Here is a 16,588-nt window from a genome sequence, read left to right on the forward strand (position 1 = left end):
AGACAACCTAACCTGCCCCACCCAGGGGCCAGAAGACCTTAGAAGTAGGTGCCCATGAGCTTTTGCCCTGCCCCTCAGCAGAAGGCAACCACCGGCCAGCCCGGTAAATCGGCAGACCCCACCCTCGCTACCGCCCGAACCTCCCAAACCTTTACCGTAGCCGGTTTCTGCCAGGGTGCCGACCAGACAGCAGCTCAACGTCTACACGACCTAGGTTTCCGCCAAGGAACCACCGTAGAATGCCTGCGCCGTGCCCCCTTAGGCTCACCACTCATGTTCCGTGTTTGCGACACAGACATCTGCCTACGCAAACAGCAAGCCGCCCTCATCACGGTCAGCTAAGCCCATGAGTTGTCACACTGAAGCCGCTGGGAAAGTCCTAGCCGGCAGACCAGAAGTTGCCCTCCTTGGCTCCCCCAACTGCGGAAAATCCACCCTCTTCAACCGCCTCACCGGGCTGAGCGCAAAAACCGGTAACTACCCTGGTGTTACCGTCACCCGCTCCCGCGGCACCGCACGCACCAGCACCGGCCCCGTCACCCTCACCGACCTCCCCGGAACCTACGCCCTCACACCGGCTAGCCCCGACGAAGAAGTAGTAGTACAACACCTCCGCGGAGAACTAGGGAGCGAAGCCATACCAGATGCTCTGCTCCTGGTAGCAGACGCAACCACCCTGCGCCGCTCCCTCACCTTCCTCTCCCAGGCCCTAGCCCTGGGTAAGCCCGCCGCCCTGGTACTCACCATGGTTGATGAGCTTCGAGCCGGTGGCGGTGAACTCGATGTGCAACGCTTCGCCCAAGCCCTGGGAGTGCCGGTCGTTGAGGTCGTTGCCCACCGCGGCCGAGGTGTGCAGGACGTCCGCGCCCTCCTAGCAGACATCCCGGCCTGGCCCACACTCCTGGTACCCCCACCCGTTGACGACCCGCAAGAACTCAACACCTGGATTGACTCCGTCCTCTCAGTCTCTGACTACCGACCACCTGCCCCCAACCGCATCACCCGCGGTATTGACCGTTACCTGCTGCACCCGGTAGGTGGTAGCATCATTTTCTTTGCGGTCATGTTCCTCTTCTTCCAGACCATTTTTGCGGTAGCCGCCCCCGCCCAGGACGCCATCGAGCAGTTCTTTGCTTTTCTGGGTGAGGCCGCCAGCTCCCATATCACTCACCCGGTACTGGCTGATTTTGTGAATACCGCCCTCATTGGGGGTATGGGTGGGGTCTTGGTTTTTATCCCGCAGATCCTCTTGCTCTATCTGCTGATTTCTATTCTGGAATCAGTAGGGTATATGTCGCGTGCGGCATTTTTGATGGACCGGGTCATGGCCTACTCCGGGCTAGACGGCCGCGCCTTTGTGGCGATGCTTTCGTCCATGGCCTGTGCAGTACCTGGCATCATGGCAACCCGCACTATGCCCTCCTCTCGTGACCGGCTGGCTACCATCGTCTCTGCACCTTTGATGACCTGCTCAGCCCGCCTACCCATCTACGTGCTTCTCATTGGGTTACTCATACCAGCTGATTCTCGTGTCGGGCCCTTTAGCACCCAGGGGGCGGCACTCTTTGCCATGTACCTGCTCGGCGGGTTAGCGGCCATGCTGGTAGCAGCTCTTTTTAAATCGACTATTCTGCGCCGCGGCACCCTCCCCTTCTACCTAGAGATGCCACCCTACCGTCTGCCTGCCCCGCGGGCGCTCCTTACCGCAGTGTGGGTGCCAGTATGGATGTTCATCCGCAAGGCCGGCACTATCATTCTCGTTGCCACAACCATACTGTGGGGATTGATGTCCTTCCCTGCCCAGACTGAAGCTACTGAGGGTATGAGCGATACCGAAGCTGCCGCCTACGTGCTCGATCATTCCTACGCTGCGGCTATCGGCAAGTCCGTGGAACCCATTTTTGAGCCGCTAGGTTTTGAGTGGCGTATCAACGTGGGTCTCATCGGTTCTTTCGCTGCTCGTGAGGTTTTTGTCTCAACCATGGGCCAGGTCGTTGCCGCTGAAGATATTGAGGACCCTAGCGACGCCCTAGCTGCCATGACCTACACCTCTGGCGAACATGCTGGTGAAAAGGTGATGACGGCCCCCACCCTGGTTGCTTTGCTGGTCTTCTATGCCTTTGCCATGCAGTGTGTCTCTACCTTGGTAGTGATGCGCCGTGAAACTAACTCCCTGAGATGGCCGGCATTCACCCTGGTTTATATGTTTGTCTTAGCCTGGGTGGGGGCCTGGCTGGCTCGCACCATCACCGTCTGGTGGCTCGGGTAATCTCATGCGGGTTCTTTTACACCCGGAGGCCACCGATAACCCGGCTGAGGTGCGCTGGGTTTTACCGGATTACCCCGGTGATTTGGCTATGGTGGCCGCCCACCCTGACTCCCCGCTGGCTGAGCTTGTAGCTGGCGGGGTTCTGGTGAGCGCCACCGGGTCTGCCGGTGCGATTTCCACCCTGGCGCATAGCCCTGAGGCTTGGAAAGATATTGCCGGTCAGGTGCGTAGAGCTGTTGAGGATACCGCTGCCCCGGTCATAGAGGCCAGGGCAGGGGCGCAGCAGCAAAGTTCTAACTCGGCGCTCAGTGCCCAGGATTCTGCGCTGCTGGCCGATGTAGCGCCGCAGGTTTTGGAGCGCTACGTGCGCCCCTTAGCTGGCGCCCACGGCGGAACAATTGAAATTACAAGAATTGCTGATGGTGCCGTCTGGGTTTACCTTGACGGCGCCTGCCGGGGCTGCCCGGCGGCGTCCTTTACCCTCCAGCAGCGGTTTGAGCGCGAACTCAACCGAACCCTACCGGGGGTCAAGGTGCGTGAAGAGAGATGCCGTCTTTAGTGGCCTTCGACCTCATCTACTAGGGCGCGCAGGTCATCGTGGCCCAGGTCGTCCTTGCGGAAGTGCTTATTACGGTAGCCTGAGCGGGCCATCATGTGCCCAGAGATAGGGATGGTGAGCATCTGCAAGAGCAGAATCACCAGCAAAACAGGCAGCAGCGCTAGGGAACGGAAATGAAAAGCCACCGCCAGCAGCATAAGAATCATGCCGAGAACCTGGGGCTTAGTACCTGAGTGTAGGCGGGTGAGCAGGTCAGGGAAACGCATCAGGCCGATAGCGGCCCCCAGAGACAGGGCTGCACCAAAGACCATGCACACCATGGTGAGAACATTAAAAACGGTATCAAGATTCATGGTTTATTCCCCTTGGTCTTTGCTGGCTCGTACCGGATGGGCCTGGTCGTCGCCTCGTTTATCGGTGTCTTCTGCCAAGGTATCTGAGGCGGTATGTTTGCCTTCTTTGCGGGAGCGGCGGGCAGGCCGCTCTGGCAGGCTAGAGACTGGAGCAGCTTCATTGGCCTTGGAGTTATCGGCAAATCGTGCCACCGTTACTGACCCGACGAAACCAATCATGGCAAGAGATACCAGCAGGATCAGGAAGAACTGGCTGTTGGTGTGAATCATCAGAATGCACAGGGCGGCGGTCAGAATTGAGATGAGGACGTCGCTAGCTAGTACCCGGTCTAAGAGGGCAGGGCCCTTCCAGATACGGTAGACCGCGCCCCAGGTTGCTAGGGTCAGGATTAGTCCGCTGGCCCAGATAGCCCAGGTCATGCGTGCTCCTTTCGGCTGGTGGCCCGGTCGGCCTTCTGATCTTCTTTAAGTGCCTCGTATTCTTCACGGCTACCGGCGGCCTTAATAATTAGCTCTTCAAAGTAGGCTACCTGGTCGGTGAAATGCTCAATTTCTTCTGGGGTCGAGGCGTTGAGCACATGGAAGTAGAGCACGGAAAGGGAGCGGTCTACTTCTACCACCACAGACCCAGGGATTAACGACATGGTGTGGGAAATAGCGGTCAGCAGTAGGTCTGATTGGGTGCGCAACTGCACGGCCACTATAGAGTTACGCAGGGGCGGACGGAAGGTGGCAGCTAGCCACATGACCTCTACGGAGGCTTTGGCGATGTTCCAGAAGAATTCCACGGTGAACCGGGCAGCGTAGAAAATGTTGAACCGGTTTGATAGGTAGAGGGTAGGCAGCCGGAAGACTGACATGGTCAGTGCTGCTAGCACCATACCGAAGGCGATGAAGCGTAGGGAGAAGTCCTGCCAGAGGGCGCACCAGACAAAGACCAGCCAGAGGAAGGGGGGTATGGCGTGAATCAGGCTCTGGGTGGAAAAGGGGGGCTTTTTCACTGGTTCACTTCCTGGGAGCGGTTCTCTACGATTTGCTGTTCAAGGTACTGGGCGCGGGTGGGTGCCTGGTCGCCAAAGACTGAGCTGATGTAGAGGTCGGGGTTGAAGAGATTGGTTGAGGCGTTCTCAGCTAGCTCAAAGAGTGGGCCGGAGAAGACTGTAATCATCACGCCCACCAGCACGAGGGAGACGGTAGCAGCCATCATGGAGGCTGGAATCGGTTTAGTCTCATAGCTAGCTGAGTCATCGGAATGTTCTGCCATGACCAAATCAGCGGTAGGTTCTTCGGCTTCCTTAGCTGGGCGCCAGAAGGCTTTGTTCCAGACGCGGGCCAAGGCTAGGAGGGTCAGCAAGGAGACCAACACACCAATAGCTGAGTTCACGTAGGCTAGGGTCCCACCGTTTGCGACGGCTGCTTCAATGAAGCCCACCTTACCGATAAAGCCGGAGAAGGGCGGGATGCCGCCGAGGTTGATGGCAGGGATGAAGTAGAGCAGGGCCAGGATGGGGGCGGTGGTCATCAGACCGCCCAGGCGGCGGACGTTGGTGGAGCCGCCGCGGCGTTCTACCAGGCCAACGACCATGAAGAGGCCGGTCTGAATCACGATGTGGTGGGCGATGTAGAAGACTACGGTGGTCAGGCCCAGCTTATTTCCTAGTGAGATGCCCCAGATCATGTAGCCGATGTGGCTGATGAGGATAAAGGAGAGCAGACGCTTAATATCACCCTGGGCAAGAGCGCCTAGGATACCTACCAGCAGGGTTAAGCCGGCAACAACACCCAGGAGGGTGTCGAGGCCTCCTTCGGGGAAGAGGAGGGTTTCGGTACGGATAATGGCGTAGACACCCACCTTGGTGAGCAGTCCCGCGAACACAGCGGTCACCGGGGCCGGGGCTGTGGGGTAGGAGTCAGGTAGCCAGAGGGAAAGGGGGAAGACCGCAGCCTTGATGCCAAAGGCAATCAGAAGCATCAGGTGCAGCTGCATCTGGGTGCCCTCAGGCAGGGTGCCGAGTTTGAGCGACAGGTCGGCCATGTTGATGGTGCCTACGGAGGCGTAAACGAAACCGATGGCGGTCAAGAAGAGCATGGAAGAGACAACCGAAACAACCACGTAGGTCACGCCAGCGCGAATACGCGGGGTGTTGGCGTTCATGGTAATCAACACGTAGGAGGCCATGAGCAGAATCTCAAAGCCCACGTAAAGGTTGAAGAGGTCCCCTGCCAGGAAGGCGTTTGAGACACCTGCCAGTAGCAGCAGGTAGGTGGGGTAGAAGACCGAGATGGGTACTTCGTCATCCTCATCAGAGAGGTTCTGCCCGGTTGCGAAGATGAGAACCGCCAGGGAGATGGTCGATGAGACAACTAGCAGCAGGGCTGAGAGCTGATCGACCACCATGGTGATACCGAAGGGGGCAGGCCAGCCGGCCAGGTGAACGGTTTGGGGTTCCGCGCCCCAGACGGTAGCGAGGAGTAGCGCCTCAAAGATGAGAGTCAGGGTCACTGCGGCGAAGGCGATGAAACGCTGAACTGAGTCCTTCTTAGAGATGAAGGTGATAGCTGCCGATAGAAAGAGGATGATAATGCACAGCGGCGCCAGTTGGGCGGTAGCGATATCCATGTTCTACTCTCCCTTCTGGTCCACGAGGGGGTGGCTGGTGGTCTGGCTAATTTTCTTTTTCTCTTCCGCTTGAGTGAATTCCTTTTTACGGGTGGCCTCATCGGCGTCGAACTCTGAGGCTTCAACTTCGGCGGCGGCGTCCTCTTCCTTGTCAAAAGAGTCCTGCTCGGCAACGCGAATATCTTCAGCGTCATCCGTAATTTCGTCGGCCTTAGAGAGCAGCCAGGAGCGGTAGATGATACCCAGAATCAGGGCGGTCACGGCGCAGGAAATGACGATAGCGGTCAGGATCAGGGCCTGTGGCAGGGGGTCGGAGTAGTCTTCAGCGGCGATGTCCTTGTTGAAGAAGGGGGCTAAGCCCGCTGGGCCGCCAGCGTGCAGAATCAGGATGTTGGTCGCGTTGGTCATGAGCATCAGGCCCAGGAGTACGCGGGTCATGGAGCGGTCAAGGATCAGGTAGACCCCCACGGCGTAGAGCACGCCCATGACCAGAATAAGACTGAGGTCAATAATCATGGTTTATGCCTTTCCTGCCTTGTCGCGAGCCTGCTTATCTCTTTTACGGCGCTCATACACTAGCTTGAGGTCAATACGTTCACCTAGGCTGCGCAGGATATCGAGTACCAGGCCGATAACGAGCAGGTAGACGCCAATATCGAAGATAGTGGCGGTGACGAAGTGCACGTCACCGAAGATGGGCAACCAGAAGTCCAGCACGTAGCTGGAGAAAATGGGGTCACCCCATAGGGCCGGGGCCAGGGCGTAGAGGGCGGCAATACCCAGGCCCATTCCTAGGAAGGTACCGGCTGAGAGGGGGGAGGCAGCCCGCAGTTCTGCACCGCCACCGGCCAGGTAGCGGACCACGAAGGCCAGGCCCACCATCAGACCACCGGCGAAACCACCACCAGGCAGGTTGTGGCCAGCAATCAGCATGTAGAGGGAGACCACAATCAGGGTGTGGAAGAGCAGACGCGTCATCACTTCTAGCAGAATTGAGCGGGACTCTGGCGGCAGGGTACGACCTGCCACAATGAAGGGGTCACGCTCTACCGAGGAGAACTGACCGGCCACCCGCTGGGCCACAGTAATCTGGGTGCGCTGGGCAAAAGAAATCTCAATTTTCTTCATGGCCGTGGTGTCAAGCCTGCGGGCGGAGCCTGAGTCGGCGCGCCCTTCAATAAAGAGCAGGGAGGCAACACCGGTAGCGGCCAGGGCCAGTACCGAGATTTCACCGAAGGTATCCCAGCCACGCATATCAACCAGGGTCACATTGACCACGTTGTAGCCGTGGCCAATCTCGTAAGCCAGCTGGGGGGCATCAAGGGAGATGGGTAGCAGGGAACGAGAGGAGAAGGTGAACATGGCTAGGGCCATCATGAGAGTGGCGAACCCCAGGCCGATAATGACGCGTAGGGTTCGGCGGGCACCGTCCTTACCGTCCTTGGAGCGGATGTGGGGGATGCGGCGCGGTAGCACTCGCATCGCCAGCACGAAGGCCACCAGCACAATGGTTTCAACCAGTAGCTGGGTGGCTGCCAGGTCGGGGGCAGAGCGGAGGGCAAAGAGGATAGCCATGCCATAACCGGTGACAGAGACCATCATGATCGCCAAGAAGCGCTTACGGACGAAGACCACCACGAGGGCTGCCACAATCATGACAATCACGATGGACCACTGGGCCGGGGACTCCGAGACACGCAGGTTAGCCAGCGGCGGGGTTTCGTTGATAAAGAGGGCGGCGAAGGGCACCACAACGGCGGTGACCAGAATGACGCTCAGATAGAAGCCCAGGGAGCCTCGCTGGGTCATACCGGTGACCCATACCGCTAGGCGGTCAAGTCCATCGAGGGTGTCACGGTAGACCACTGAGGCCGCCGGGGTGCTGGGCAGGGTGTTCTGCAGCTCTTCAATCTGCCGGCGGAAGATAAAGAGCAGGGCACCGACCAGCATAATAACTAGGGAGGTCAGCAGGGCCGGGGTGATGCCATGCCAGAGAGCCAGGTGCAGCTCAAGGTCAGGGGCGCTTGCGGGGAAGGCCGCCAGGAAGGGCTTGACGAAGAGGTGGACCGGTTCGGGGTAGAGGCCGTAGACGATGGTGAGGAGAGTCAGCACTACCGGGGCGAAGATGAAGGTGTAGGAGATGGGGTGGAAGGCTGTATCGGGGCTGAGCTTCTGGCCGCGGCGGTTGCGGTCAAAGTTGCGGGTGTTGATATCGACCTCACCGTTATCCACGGTTTCACATTCGTCGCTTTCACATTCGCCAGAGCCGGTTTCTACACGGCAGTACTTCACGCCTTCCTTGTGCATGTAGGCGTAGGGTTTGACGGCGAAGGCCCCCCAGACGAAGCGAGCTGAATATGCGAACGTAAGAATAGAACCCAGAACGATAGCAATGAGGGTGGTTGCCCCTTGCCAGCCGGTGGTGTGGGAAAGGTAGGTTTCGAGCACCGCTTCCTTGGCTACGAAACCGGCCAGGGGTGGGATACCGGCCATGGATGCCGCTGAGATAGTAGCGGCAATAGCCAGTATAGGCGCCCTGCGGTATATGCCTGAAAGCTTATGAATATCGCGGGTGCCGGATTGGTGGTCGATGATACCGACCGAGAGGAAGAGGGTGGCTTTGAAGAGGGAGTGAGCCACCATGAGCCCCATAGCCGCGTAGATGGCGTCCGGGGTGCTACCGGAGATGACCAGGGCCAAGAAACCTAGCTGAGAGACAGTACCGTAGGCCAGAATGAGCTTTAGGTCGGTCTGTTTGAGGGCGGCCCAGCCGCCGAAAACCATGGTAAAGGCACCGAAGATGACGAGGAGGTCCTGCCAGATCTGCACCTGGCCGTAGCCGGGGGCCAGGCGCAGCAGAAGATAAATACCGGCCTTAACCATGGCCGCTGCGTGCAGGTAGGCCGAGACGGGGGTGGGTGCTGCCATGGCCCCAGGGAGCCAGAAGTGCGCGGGGAAGAGTGCTGATTTAGAGAGAGCACCGCAGAGAATGAGTACCAGCGCGGCTGAGAGCATGCCCATGCTCAAAGACCCGCTTCCTTGCTGGGCAGAGGTGAGGACGCCTGGCCCTAGTTGCACCAGCTCAGCCAGTGAGTAGGTGCCGAGGCTGTAGCCCAGCATGACGATACCGATTAGCATGGCCAGACCACCGGCTGTGGTGACCGTTAGGGCCTGCAGGGCAGAGCGGCGGGCTGAGAGGCGGTGGCGGGAGTAGCCAATCAGCAGGTAGGAGAGGATGGTAGTGATTTCCCAGAAGATGAACATGAGAATCAGGTCATCAGCGGTAATCAGGCCAAACATGGCACCGGCAAACCCGAAAAGGTAGGCGGCGAATTGGCCGTCGTCACCGGTGGAGTGTTTGAAGTAGCTTGCGCAGTAGAAGAGCACCAAGGAGCCGACGCCCAGCACTAGCAGGCTCATGGCCCAAGAGAGGGTGTCCATGCGGAAGGTGATGTCTAGGTCTAGCTGAGGGATCCAGCGGTAGCCTTCTTCCCAGGGGGTGCCGCTAAGTATGTGACCGGTTTTGGTCAGCACCAGGGCCAGGACGGCGGCGGGAATAGCCGCCAGCAGGTAGAAGGTTGAGGTGCCCATTCGGCGGTACAGCCAGGGGGTCACTATGGATACAAGTAGGAAAAGCGCAAGAACTATGGTCACGTATCGGCCCTTAGGGTCGGCGGCGGTAAAAGCCGTCACACGCTAGGGCTAGGACGGCAGGACTCTCTCCTTTTAAAAAGAGCAGGCCTACTCAGTTTACCTGTCCATGCTCTCATCTCATAGGATCTGTGATATTTCATGTATTTTTATACAGTTCGCCTGGTGCAAACCCTAATACATATTTTTACCTGCCAGCTACCACACCGGCTAATCCCCACTAGCCCTCGCCTTCAGCCAAGATACGCTCGATCATTTGAGCGACGCCGTCCTCTTCAAATCCGGGGCAGATACGCCCTACCCGGTTTTTAAGCTCTGGTAGGCCCGATGCCATCACATAGCCCTGGCCTGCCCAGTCCAGCATCTCAAAATCATTGGGCATATCACCAAAAGCAGCCACCTCACCCGCTTTGACCCCTAGCGATGTGGCAAAGTCAGCTAGCACCCGGCCCTTGTTTAAGCCCCGTTGAGCAATTTCGACCAGGGGCTGGTAGGGGGCGGAGCGGGTGACAGAGGCCCGCTCCCCCACCAGCTCTTGCACCTGAGCCAGAAGGTCTGCTGGCACAGCGCCGTCCTGAAACAGCAGGTACTTCACGACCTCTATCTCAGGAGTTAAAACCTGCCCCAGGTGGCCTTGGAAGACTTTACTCATATCTTCTGGCACGTGCGGCTCGTAGGTGCCTTGAACATAGACATGCTCTAGGGTTTCAGCAATATAGAGAGCCTGGGGAAAGGCCTGCTCTAGCTCCGTGTGCAGGGTATGCGTGGTGGCTCCGCTGATGGGGCGGGTGGCAACGACCTGTGAGCGGGCTATATCGAAAGTTACTGCACCGTTAGAACAGAAAACAAAGGAGTTCTCGCCGTTCCATTCTTCCCCGAGTTGTTCGAGGACCGGGCCCATCCAGCGCAGGGGGCGGCCGGTGACAAAGACGATGCGGACGCCAGCCTCCGCCGCCGCGTGCAGAGCCTGCAGGGTGCGGGGGCGGAACCTGAAGTCGCTCCCAATGAGGGTGCCATCCAGGTCGCTGGCAATCAGTTTAATCATGCTCTACATTCTAGTTCTCTTCTTCATAGGTGGCGGTAAGGAAGGCCCGGGCGATGCCGTGGGAGAAGAGATTGAAGTTGACTACGGCGCAGCTAGCGTCTTCGTCGATGTCGAGTTTTTCAACGTCTACGGCGGTCACGCAGAAGATGTAGCGGTGGGGCCCGTGGCCTGCGGGCGGGGCGGCACCGAGGAATTCGCGGGTGCCCCCGTCATTCAGGTGGGCCAGGGCACCAGAGGGCAGGTTTGATGCTGCCCCTGTAGGTAGCTCGGTGACTGTTGCGGGGATGTTTGAGACGGCCCAGTGCCAGAAGCCTGAGGGGGTGGGTGCGTCCGGGTCAAAGCAGGTGACCACGAAGGACTTGGTTTCTGCCGGGAAGCCTTCCCAGGAGAGCTGGGGTGAGAGGTCTTGCCCGCCTGCGCCCATGATTCCAGAGACCTGGGCGCGGGGCAGGGTCTGGCCTTCGCTAATGTCGGTGGAGGTGAGGGTAAAGGTGGGTAGTTCCGGCAGGTCTGCGTAGGGTTGACGGTTGAGCATGGGGGCCTCCTTGGGAGGTGAGTGGTTTAAACTAGACAATACACAGTTTACTGACTATCTCCCCCGGTGAAAAGGAACCTGAACACCTAACCCTGAGGGTAGAGCACAGCGTTCAGCTCATCACGACTCGGCAAATCAGCACCCTCACGAGAAACCGTAATGCCCGCAGCAACCGTAGCAAAAGCCAAGATTTCTTTCAGGTCGTCCTTACTCAGCAACTCAATAGCGGCACGGGCACCCTCACCCTGAATATCGCGATCTAGCAGGGCCGCAATCAGGGCCGCCATCAGAGAGTCACCGGCACCTACAGTATCGGCCACCTCAACCCGGTAGGCAGGCAGGGCAACACCATCAGGTGAGGTCTTGTGGGTAATAGCCCAGGGGCCCATCTCACCGCGGGTAACAACCATCAAGGATGCCCCCAAATCCAGCCAGGCTTGGGCAGATTCTTCTAAACTACGGTGGGGGTAAAGCCAGAGCAAATCCTCATCAGAAGCCTTCACCACATCTGCATTCCGCACGATGCTCTCAGCCCAGGCGCGAGCGCCAGCAGCATCAGGAACAATGGCAGGGCGGCAGTTCGGGTCATAAGAAATCAGGGCGTGGGCGGCAGCCTGCTTGACCGTCTTGAGCACAGCGGAGGCCCCTGGCTCTAGCATGGCGCCAATAGAACCCACGTGTAGGGCAGTAGAACTCTTGCCCGCTTCTTCTAGGGCCACCTGGGCGGCATCGAGTGACCAGTCAATATCGAACTCGTAGTGAGCAGTACCGGCCTGGCCGATAGTGGCCTGGGCGGTTGAGGTTTTCTTGGTATCTGCTTCCACAGGCACAAGGACGCCCGAGTCGCGCAGGTGCGCCTCAATCATCTGGCCGTAGGCGTCCTGGCCGTAGCGGCCAATGAATTGGGCCTGGTGGACCAGGCGGGAGACACCCACAGCAACGTTCATAGGGGAACCGCCGGGGTGGGCGTAAGATTCTACGCCGGGGCGCTGGACAAGGTCTACGAGGGCTTCGCCAATGACAGTGAGCATAAACTCATTTTACCGGTTGTGGCCCTGACCTTAGCGAGGTTTCGTGTCACAAATTCCACTTGTGAGAGAACAAACTATAAACTTAGGTCTGGAGTGCCCACCAGCCTACCGCCCCAGACGGCGCAGCGTAAGGTGTGGGCCACCAGTTACTAGCTACCGGCGCATCGTTGCGCTGCCTAACTGATGAGTTCAATGACGCTACTCATCAAGGAAGAGGTCACACTATGACTATTTCTGCCGATAACGCTCACAAGCAGTGGCTTGCCTCTGAGGCTGAAGCCGAAGCTATGATTCCCCTGATTGGGCACCTGAATCGAGAGAACAAGGTGGTTATCTCAATTCATGGGCACAGCCTTATTAACAAATCTGTAGTTCAGATTTTGAAGGCTCACCGTTTTGCCCGTCAGATTGATGATATTGAGCTAGACCCGGCTGATTCTCTAAAAATTCTTAAAATTGCCAGCACCCTCGACCTGGGCGCCTGCTCCCTAGACCTCGCTAGCCTGCAACGCAAGTTTGAGGCAGCCGAGGCCAGTGACCTTGAGGCCTGGCTCAAGCAGGAGCTGGCTCCTGTCATCGGTAAGAAGGGTCAGATTGACGCTGACTCTCAGGACGTTGTGCTCTACGGTTTTGGTCGCATCGGCCGCCTGCTGGCCCGCATCCTCTTGGAACGTTCCACCGGCCCTGGCCCCCAGCTGCGCGCCGTTGTTGTCCGCAAGAACACCGACAATGACCTCCACAAGCGTGCGTCACTGCTGCGCCGCGATTCAGTGCACGGTGCTTTCAAGGGTATTATCCGCGTTGATGAAGAGAACTCCACCATCGTTGCCAACGGCACCCCCATCAAGTTCATTTACGCCTCTGACCCCTCTGAGATTGACTACACTGCCTACGGCATTGATAACGCTATCGTGGTGGATAACACCGGTCGCTGGCGCGATAAGGACAGCCTCTCCCGCCACTTGCAGGCCAAGGGCGCTGCCCGCGTCCTGCTCACTGCCCCCGGTAAGGGCGTGAAGAACATCGTCTGCGGTGTCAATGATGACATCATCGACGATAACGACACCGTACTCTCAGCAGCTTCTTGCACCACCAACGCTATTACCCCCGTGCTTGCTGTCATGGACGAGGTGTTCGGTGTTAAGCGCGGTCACGTTGAGACCGTCCACTCCTTCACTAACGACCAGAACCTGATTGATAACTTCCACAAGGGTGACCGCCGCGGGCGCTCTGCTGCCTTGAACATGGTTCTTACCGAGACCGGGGCAGCGAAGGCTGTTTCTAAGGCCCTGCCCCAGCTTGAAGGCCGACTAACTGGTAACGCTATCCGCGTCCCCACCCCTGATGTGTCCATGGCTATTTTGAGCCTGCAGCTTGATAAGCCCGTAGGTTCCAAGGAAGAACTTAACAACCTGCTGCGTGAGCGCTCACTGCGTTCACACCTGCGCCGTCAGATTGATCTCACTGACTCTCACGAGGTTGTTTCAACCGACTTCGTTGGTTCCCGTGCTGCTGGCGTGGTAGATGGTCTGGCAACTATCACTTCTGGCGACGATAACGCTATTCTCTACGTCTGGTACGATAACGAGTTCGGTTACTCCTGCCAGGTAATTCGCGTGCTAGAAACCATGGTGGGTGACCAGCTGCAGAGCTTCCCCGCAGAGGCCTAAGAACTCTGAGGGTGCGGACGCCCCGCCCCACGATTAGGTGCCCCCGGCTGAATAAGCCGGGGGCACTTTGTGGTGGAGGTCAGGCAGGGCGGTTGTTAGGCTAGGAACATGAAAATTGCTACCTGGAATGTGAACTCTATTCGCGCCCGCGCTGACCGCGTGGAAGATTGGCTAGAGCGCAACGATGTGGATGTGCTGGCCCTTCAAGAAACTAAGGCCACCGATGAGACTTTCCCTTACGAAATCTTTGAGTATTTGGGGTATGAGGTGGCCCATTTTGGGCTGTCGCAGTGGAACGGGGTGGCTCTCGCTTCTCGTGTGGGGTTAGAGGATATTCAGCGCACTTTCACCAACCAGCCGGCCTTCGGTAAACCCGGCGAGGAGGCTACCGTTGAGGCTCGCGCTATTGGGGCTACCTGTGGTGGGGTGCGGGTGTGGAGTCTTTATGTGCCCAATGGTCGTGCTATCGATGACCCCCACATGCCCTACAAGCTGGCCTGGCTCAAGGAGCTACGCAAGGAGGCTGCGACCTGGCTAGAGCAGGACCCTGACGCCCAATTTGCCCTCGTGGGGGACTTCAACATTGCCCCACGGAACGAAGATGTGTGGGATATCGACTTCTTTAGAGAGAACCAGATGACCCATGTGACGGAGCCTGAGCGGGCGGCCTTTAAGGCTTTTCTCGATGAGCCCTTGGGGCTAGTTGATGTGGCTCGTGAGCACACTACTGTGCCCTATACCTACTGGGACTACACTAAACTGCGTTTCCCCAAGAATGAGGGTATGCGCATTGATTTTCAGCTTTACTCCCCTGCCCTGGCTCAGCGGGTTGTGGGCGCTGAGATTGACCGTGAGGAACGCAAGGGTAAGGGCGCCTCAGATCATGCCCCGGTGATTGTTGATATTAGCTAGCCCAGCGGACGCCCGCCCCTACCCCCTAGAGTTGGGGCGGGCTTGTGAAGAGGTTGAGATAGAGAAAGAGCCTCAGCCAGGTAAAACCTAGAGGCTGGGACTCTTATTCTTTAAAGTAAAAAACCCACTCTCATGTAGAAGCCTAGAGAGTGGATTTCGTGGCTCCGACCGGCGTCGATCCGGTGACCTTACGATTTTCAGTCGCACGCTCTACCAACTGAGCTACAGAGCCAGACATACCCTTAGATATGCCACAACCGCGCCTTCCCACAAGTGAGAACTTACGCGGTCGGAGCGACCCCGACGGGACTTGAACCCGCGACCTCCGCCGTGACAGGGCGGCGCGCTAACCAACTGCGCTACGGGGCCAAAGCAAGAATAAAAATTCTCACATGGCCGTGAAACTAAAAGTTTCACAGTACCCCCAACGGGATTTGAACCCGTGTTACCGCCGTGAAAGGGCGGCGTCCTAGGCCGCTAGACGATAGGGGCTAGTTCGCTATTTCGTGACCGGCTTTGTTTCCTCAGCCCGTCGCTCGAACAAGTAATACATTACGCGACTTCAAACAGGGGCGCAAACCGAAAAGCACCAACAGGAGCCCTTTAAGGGCAAAAATTGGGTGCCTTGCGCCACAAAATTCACCGCATGGTAACCATGGCTACACACAGATTGCCTAGTCAAAGCCAAGAGAACCGCTACAGGCGTCCGCCCAAAAAATTTTTCAACTTTTTTAAAAAAGACGGCAGGATAGCGCCGTCGGAGCCCCTTTTAGCCTCAAAAGGAGCTTCGGCGGGAGCTATCCTGCCTTTCTCTTACACCCAGCCTACTCCCCTGCCAGGGAGCTGGCTAGCACAAGTCTTAGCCCCAGGTGAAGCCGGCCTCAGGAGCCTGCTCAACACGGGGGTCTTCAATCTCAGGAACAATCATGACCGGCACCTGAGTATTGTGCAAAATACCCTGAGAAGTAGAACCCAACAACATGCCCGCAAGACCACCGCGGCCACGAGTACCGACCACAATCAGATCGGCAGCCTTACCAGCTTCAAGCAGCACCTGCACCGGGGAGCCATCAATGAGCTTGAACTCGATTTCCAGCTGAGGGAAGTAACCACGAATCCACTCAGCAGCCTTACGCTGCAAATCAGCAATCTCACGGTACAAGGCCTCAAAATCAACAGCCGCAGGAACCCAGTTCAGGGCACCAGTGTAAGGGGCAAGAGCATTGACCAAGGTGAGCTTAACACCGCGGCGGCTCGCCTCGTCCGCTGCCTGCATCATAGCCAGACGAGCCTCAACAGAGCCGTCCGAACCAACCACCACAGACTGACCCCCACCCAAAATCTCAGGATTAGCCTCAATCTTCTCAGCATAAGAATGAGGCACAGCCACCGTAGGGCAGTGAGAATGGGCAGGCAAAGAAGTAGATACCGTACCCAACAGACGACCCAAGAAGCCCCCGTGAGAGCGCGAACCCACAACCATCAGCTCAGCACGCTTAGACAGTTCCAGAAGCACGGCGGTCGCATCACCAGTCTCTACCGTTGCCCGAAGCTCCACACTGGTTTCACCAACACGAGAATGGGCCTCATCAAGAATCTGGGCGACACCATCTGTCAAAGCCTGCTCATCGACCATAGAGTAACCAGCATCAAAACCGGTACCAGTAAAAACAGGCAGAGAGTAGGCGGTGACCATACGAACAGGCACCTTGCGAATTTCAGCCTCGTGCACAGCCCAGCGCAGGGCACCATAGCTCTGATCTGAGCCGTCAAGGCCAACGATGATTTCGCCAGAGGCCTGGGCCACTTCTGCAATGTCGTTGCGGGCAGCTACTGCTTTTTCCCCAAAGGTGAGGGCGCGTTCGGTCATGGTCATCTCCTTAAGATTCATGATGACCCCGCTTCTGCCAGCCGAATTGTCGGCGTTACTGCCGGGGCCTACC

At 57.8% G+C, this 16,588-nt stretch carries 15 protein-coding genes and 3 tRNA genes; 5 read left to right on the forward strand and 13 right to left on the reverse strand.

Annotated elements, in window-relative coordinates:
- Positions 1-54: 54 nt before the first annotated feature.
- The 3 genes from ACEE09_RS01300 to ACEE09_RS01310 are packed head-to-tail and all read left to right on the forward strand — an operon-like array spanning position 55 to position 2,828.
- Positions 55-342: a FeoA family protein gene (locus ACEE09_RS01300; RefSeq protein WP_449081367.1), complete on the forward strand. Its 288-nt coding sequence runs from the start codon at positions 55-57 to the stop codon at positions 340-342.
- A 4-nt stretch (positions 343-346) separates the two neighbouring features.
- On the forward strand, positions 347-2,269 hold the full coding sequence (feoB, locus tag ACEE09_RS01305) for a ferrous iron transporter B (protein WP_449081369.1): 1,923 nt from the start codon (positions 347-349) through the stop codon (positions 2,267-2,269).
- Positions 2,270-2,273: 4 nt separating this feature from the next.
- Positions 2,274-2,828 (forward strand): NifU family protein, encoded by a 555-nt coding sequence (locus tag ACEE09_RS01310; protein ID WP_449081371.1) that lies wholly within the window; start codon positions 2,274-2,276, stop codon positions 2,826-2,828.
- Here the strand turns inward: ACEE09_RS01310 and mnhG are convergent.
- From mnhG to ACEE09_RS01355, 9 genes are all read right to left on the reverse strand, one after another.
- Entirely contained in the window at positions 2,825-3,181 is a 357-nt protein-coding gene (mnhG, locus tag ACEE09_RS01315; protein ID WP_449081373.1) for a monovalent cation/H(+) antiporter subunit G, read from the reverse strand. The genes ACEE09_RS01310 and mnhG overlap by 4 nt on opposite strands.
- Positions 3,182-3,184: 3 nt before the next feature.
- The gene (locus ACEE09_RS01320) at positions 3,185-3,601 is read right to left on the reverse strand and encodes a monovalent cation/H+ antiporter complex subunit F (protein ID WP_449081375.1); all 417 of its coding nucleotides are present in this window, start codon (positions 3,599-3,601) and stop codon (positions 3,185-3,187) included.
- Positions 3,598-4,182, reverse strand: coding sequence for a Na+/H+ antiporter subunit E (locus ACEE09_RS01325; protein WP_449081377.1), 585 nt, complete (start codon positions 4,180-4,182; stop codon positions 3,598-3,600). Before ACEE09_RS01325 ends, ACEE09_RS01320 begins: the two co-directional genes overlap by 4 nt.
- A complete protein-coding gene (locus ACEE09_RS01330; RefSeq protein ID WP_449081379.1) occupies positions 4,179-5,801 on the reverse strand; it encodes a Na+/H+ antiporter subunit D in 1,623 nt (540 codons plus the stop codon). The genes ACEE09_RS01325 and ACEE09_RS01330 overlap by 4 nt, the downstream gene beginning before the upstream one ends.
- Before the next feature lie 3 nt (positions 5,802-5,804).
- Entirely contained in the window at positions 5,805-6,317 is a 513-nt protein-coding gene (locus ACEE09_RS01335; protein ID WP_449081381.1) for a Na(+)/H(+) antiporter subunit C, read from the reverse strand.
- 3 nt (positions 6,318-6,320) lie between these two features.
- On the reverse strand, positions 6,321-9,455 hold the full coding sequence (locus ACEE09_RS01340; protein ID WP_449081383.1) for a Na+/H+ antiporter subunit A: 3,135 nt from the start codon (positions 9,453-9,455) through the stop codon (positions 6,321-6,323).
- Between the two features lie 217 nt (positions 9,456-9,672).
- Complete coding sequence (locus ACEE09_RS01345) at positions 9,673-10,497, reverse strand: HAD-IIB family hydrolase (protein ID WP_449081385.1); 825 nt, start codon at positions 10,495-10,497, stop codon at positions 9,673-9,675.
- Positions 10,498-10,507: 10 nt separating this feature from the next.
- Positions 10,508-11,032 carry a YbhB/YbcL family Raf kinase inhibitor-like protein gene (locus ACEE09_RS01350; RefSeq protein WP_449081387.1) on the reverse strand — a complete coding sequence of 175 codons (525 nt, stop codon included), beginning with the start codon at positions 11,030-11,032 and terminating at the stop codon, positions 10,508-10,510.
- A gap of 86 nt (positions 11,033-11,118) precedes the next feature.
- A complete protein-coding gene (locus tag ACEE09_RS01355) occupies positions 11,119-12,063 on the reverse strand; it encodes a carbohydrate kinase family protein (protein ID WP_449081389.1) in 945 nt (314 codons plus the stop codon).
- 224 nt (positions 12,064-12,287) lie between these two features.
- Here ACEE09_RS01355 and ACEE09_RS01360 point away from each other — a divergent pair, with 224 nt between their 5' ends.
- Together ACEE09_RS01360 and ACEE09_RS01365 are read left to right on the forward strand one after the other, a co-directional pair.
- The gene (locus ACEE09_RS01360) at positions 12,288-13,733 is read left to right on the forward strand and encodes a glyceraldehyde-3-phosphate dehydrogenase (RefSeq protein ID WP_449081391.1); all 1,446 of its coding nucleotides are present in this window, start codon (positions 12,288-12,290) and stop codon (positions 13,731-13,733) included.
- 108 nt (positions 13,734-13,841) lie between these two features.
- Positions 13,842-14,645: an exodeoxyribonuclease III gene (locus ACEE09_RS01365; RefSeq protein WP_449081392.1), complete on the forward strand. Its 804-nt coding sequence runs from the start codon at positions 13,842-13,844 to the stop codon at positions 14,643-14,645.
- A gap of 159 nt (positions 14,646-14,804) precedes the next feature.
- Here the strand turns inward: ACEE09_RS01365 and ACEE09_RS01370 are convergent.
- The 4 genes from ACEE09_RS01370 to ACEE09_RS01385 all read right to left on the reverse strand — a co-directional run bounded on the left by ACEE09_RS01370 (position 14,805) and on the right by ACEE09_RS01385 (position 16,536).
- Positions 14,805-14,877 (reverse strand) — tRNA-Phe (locus ACEE09_RS01370).
- A 63-nt stretch (positions 14,878-14,940) separates the two neighbouring features.
- A tRNA-Asp gene (locus ACEE09_RS01375) sits at positions 14,941-15,014 on the reverse strand.
- A gap of 50 nt (positions 15,015-15,064) precedes the next feature.
- Positions 15,065-15,137, reverse strand: a tRNA-Glu gene (locus tag ACEE09_RS01380).
- Positions 15,138-15,504: 367 nt separating this feature from the next.
- On the reverse strand, positions 15,505-16,536 hold the full coding sequence (locus ACEE09_RS01385) for a universal stress protein (RefSeq protein ID WP_449081394.1): 1,032 nt from the start codon (positions 16,534-16,536) through the stop codon (positions 15,505-15,507).
- Positions 16,537-16,588: the final 52 nt, after the last annotated feature.

The sequence above is a fragment of the Rothia sp. 88186D007BW genome (assembly GCF_053544215.1).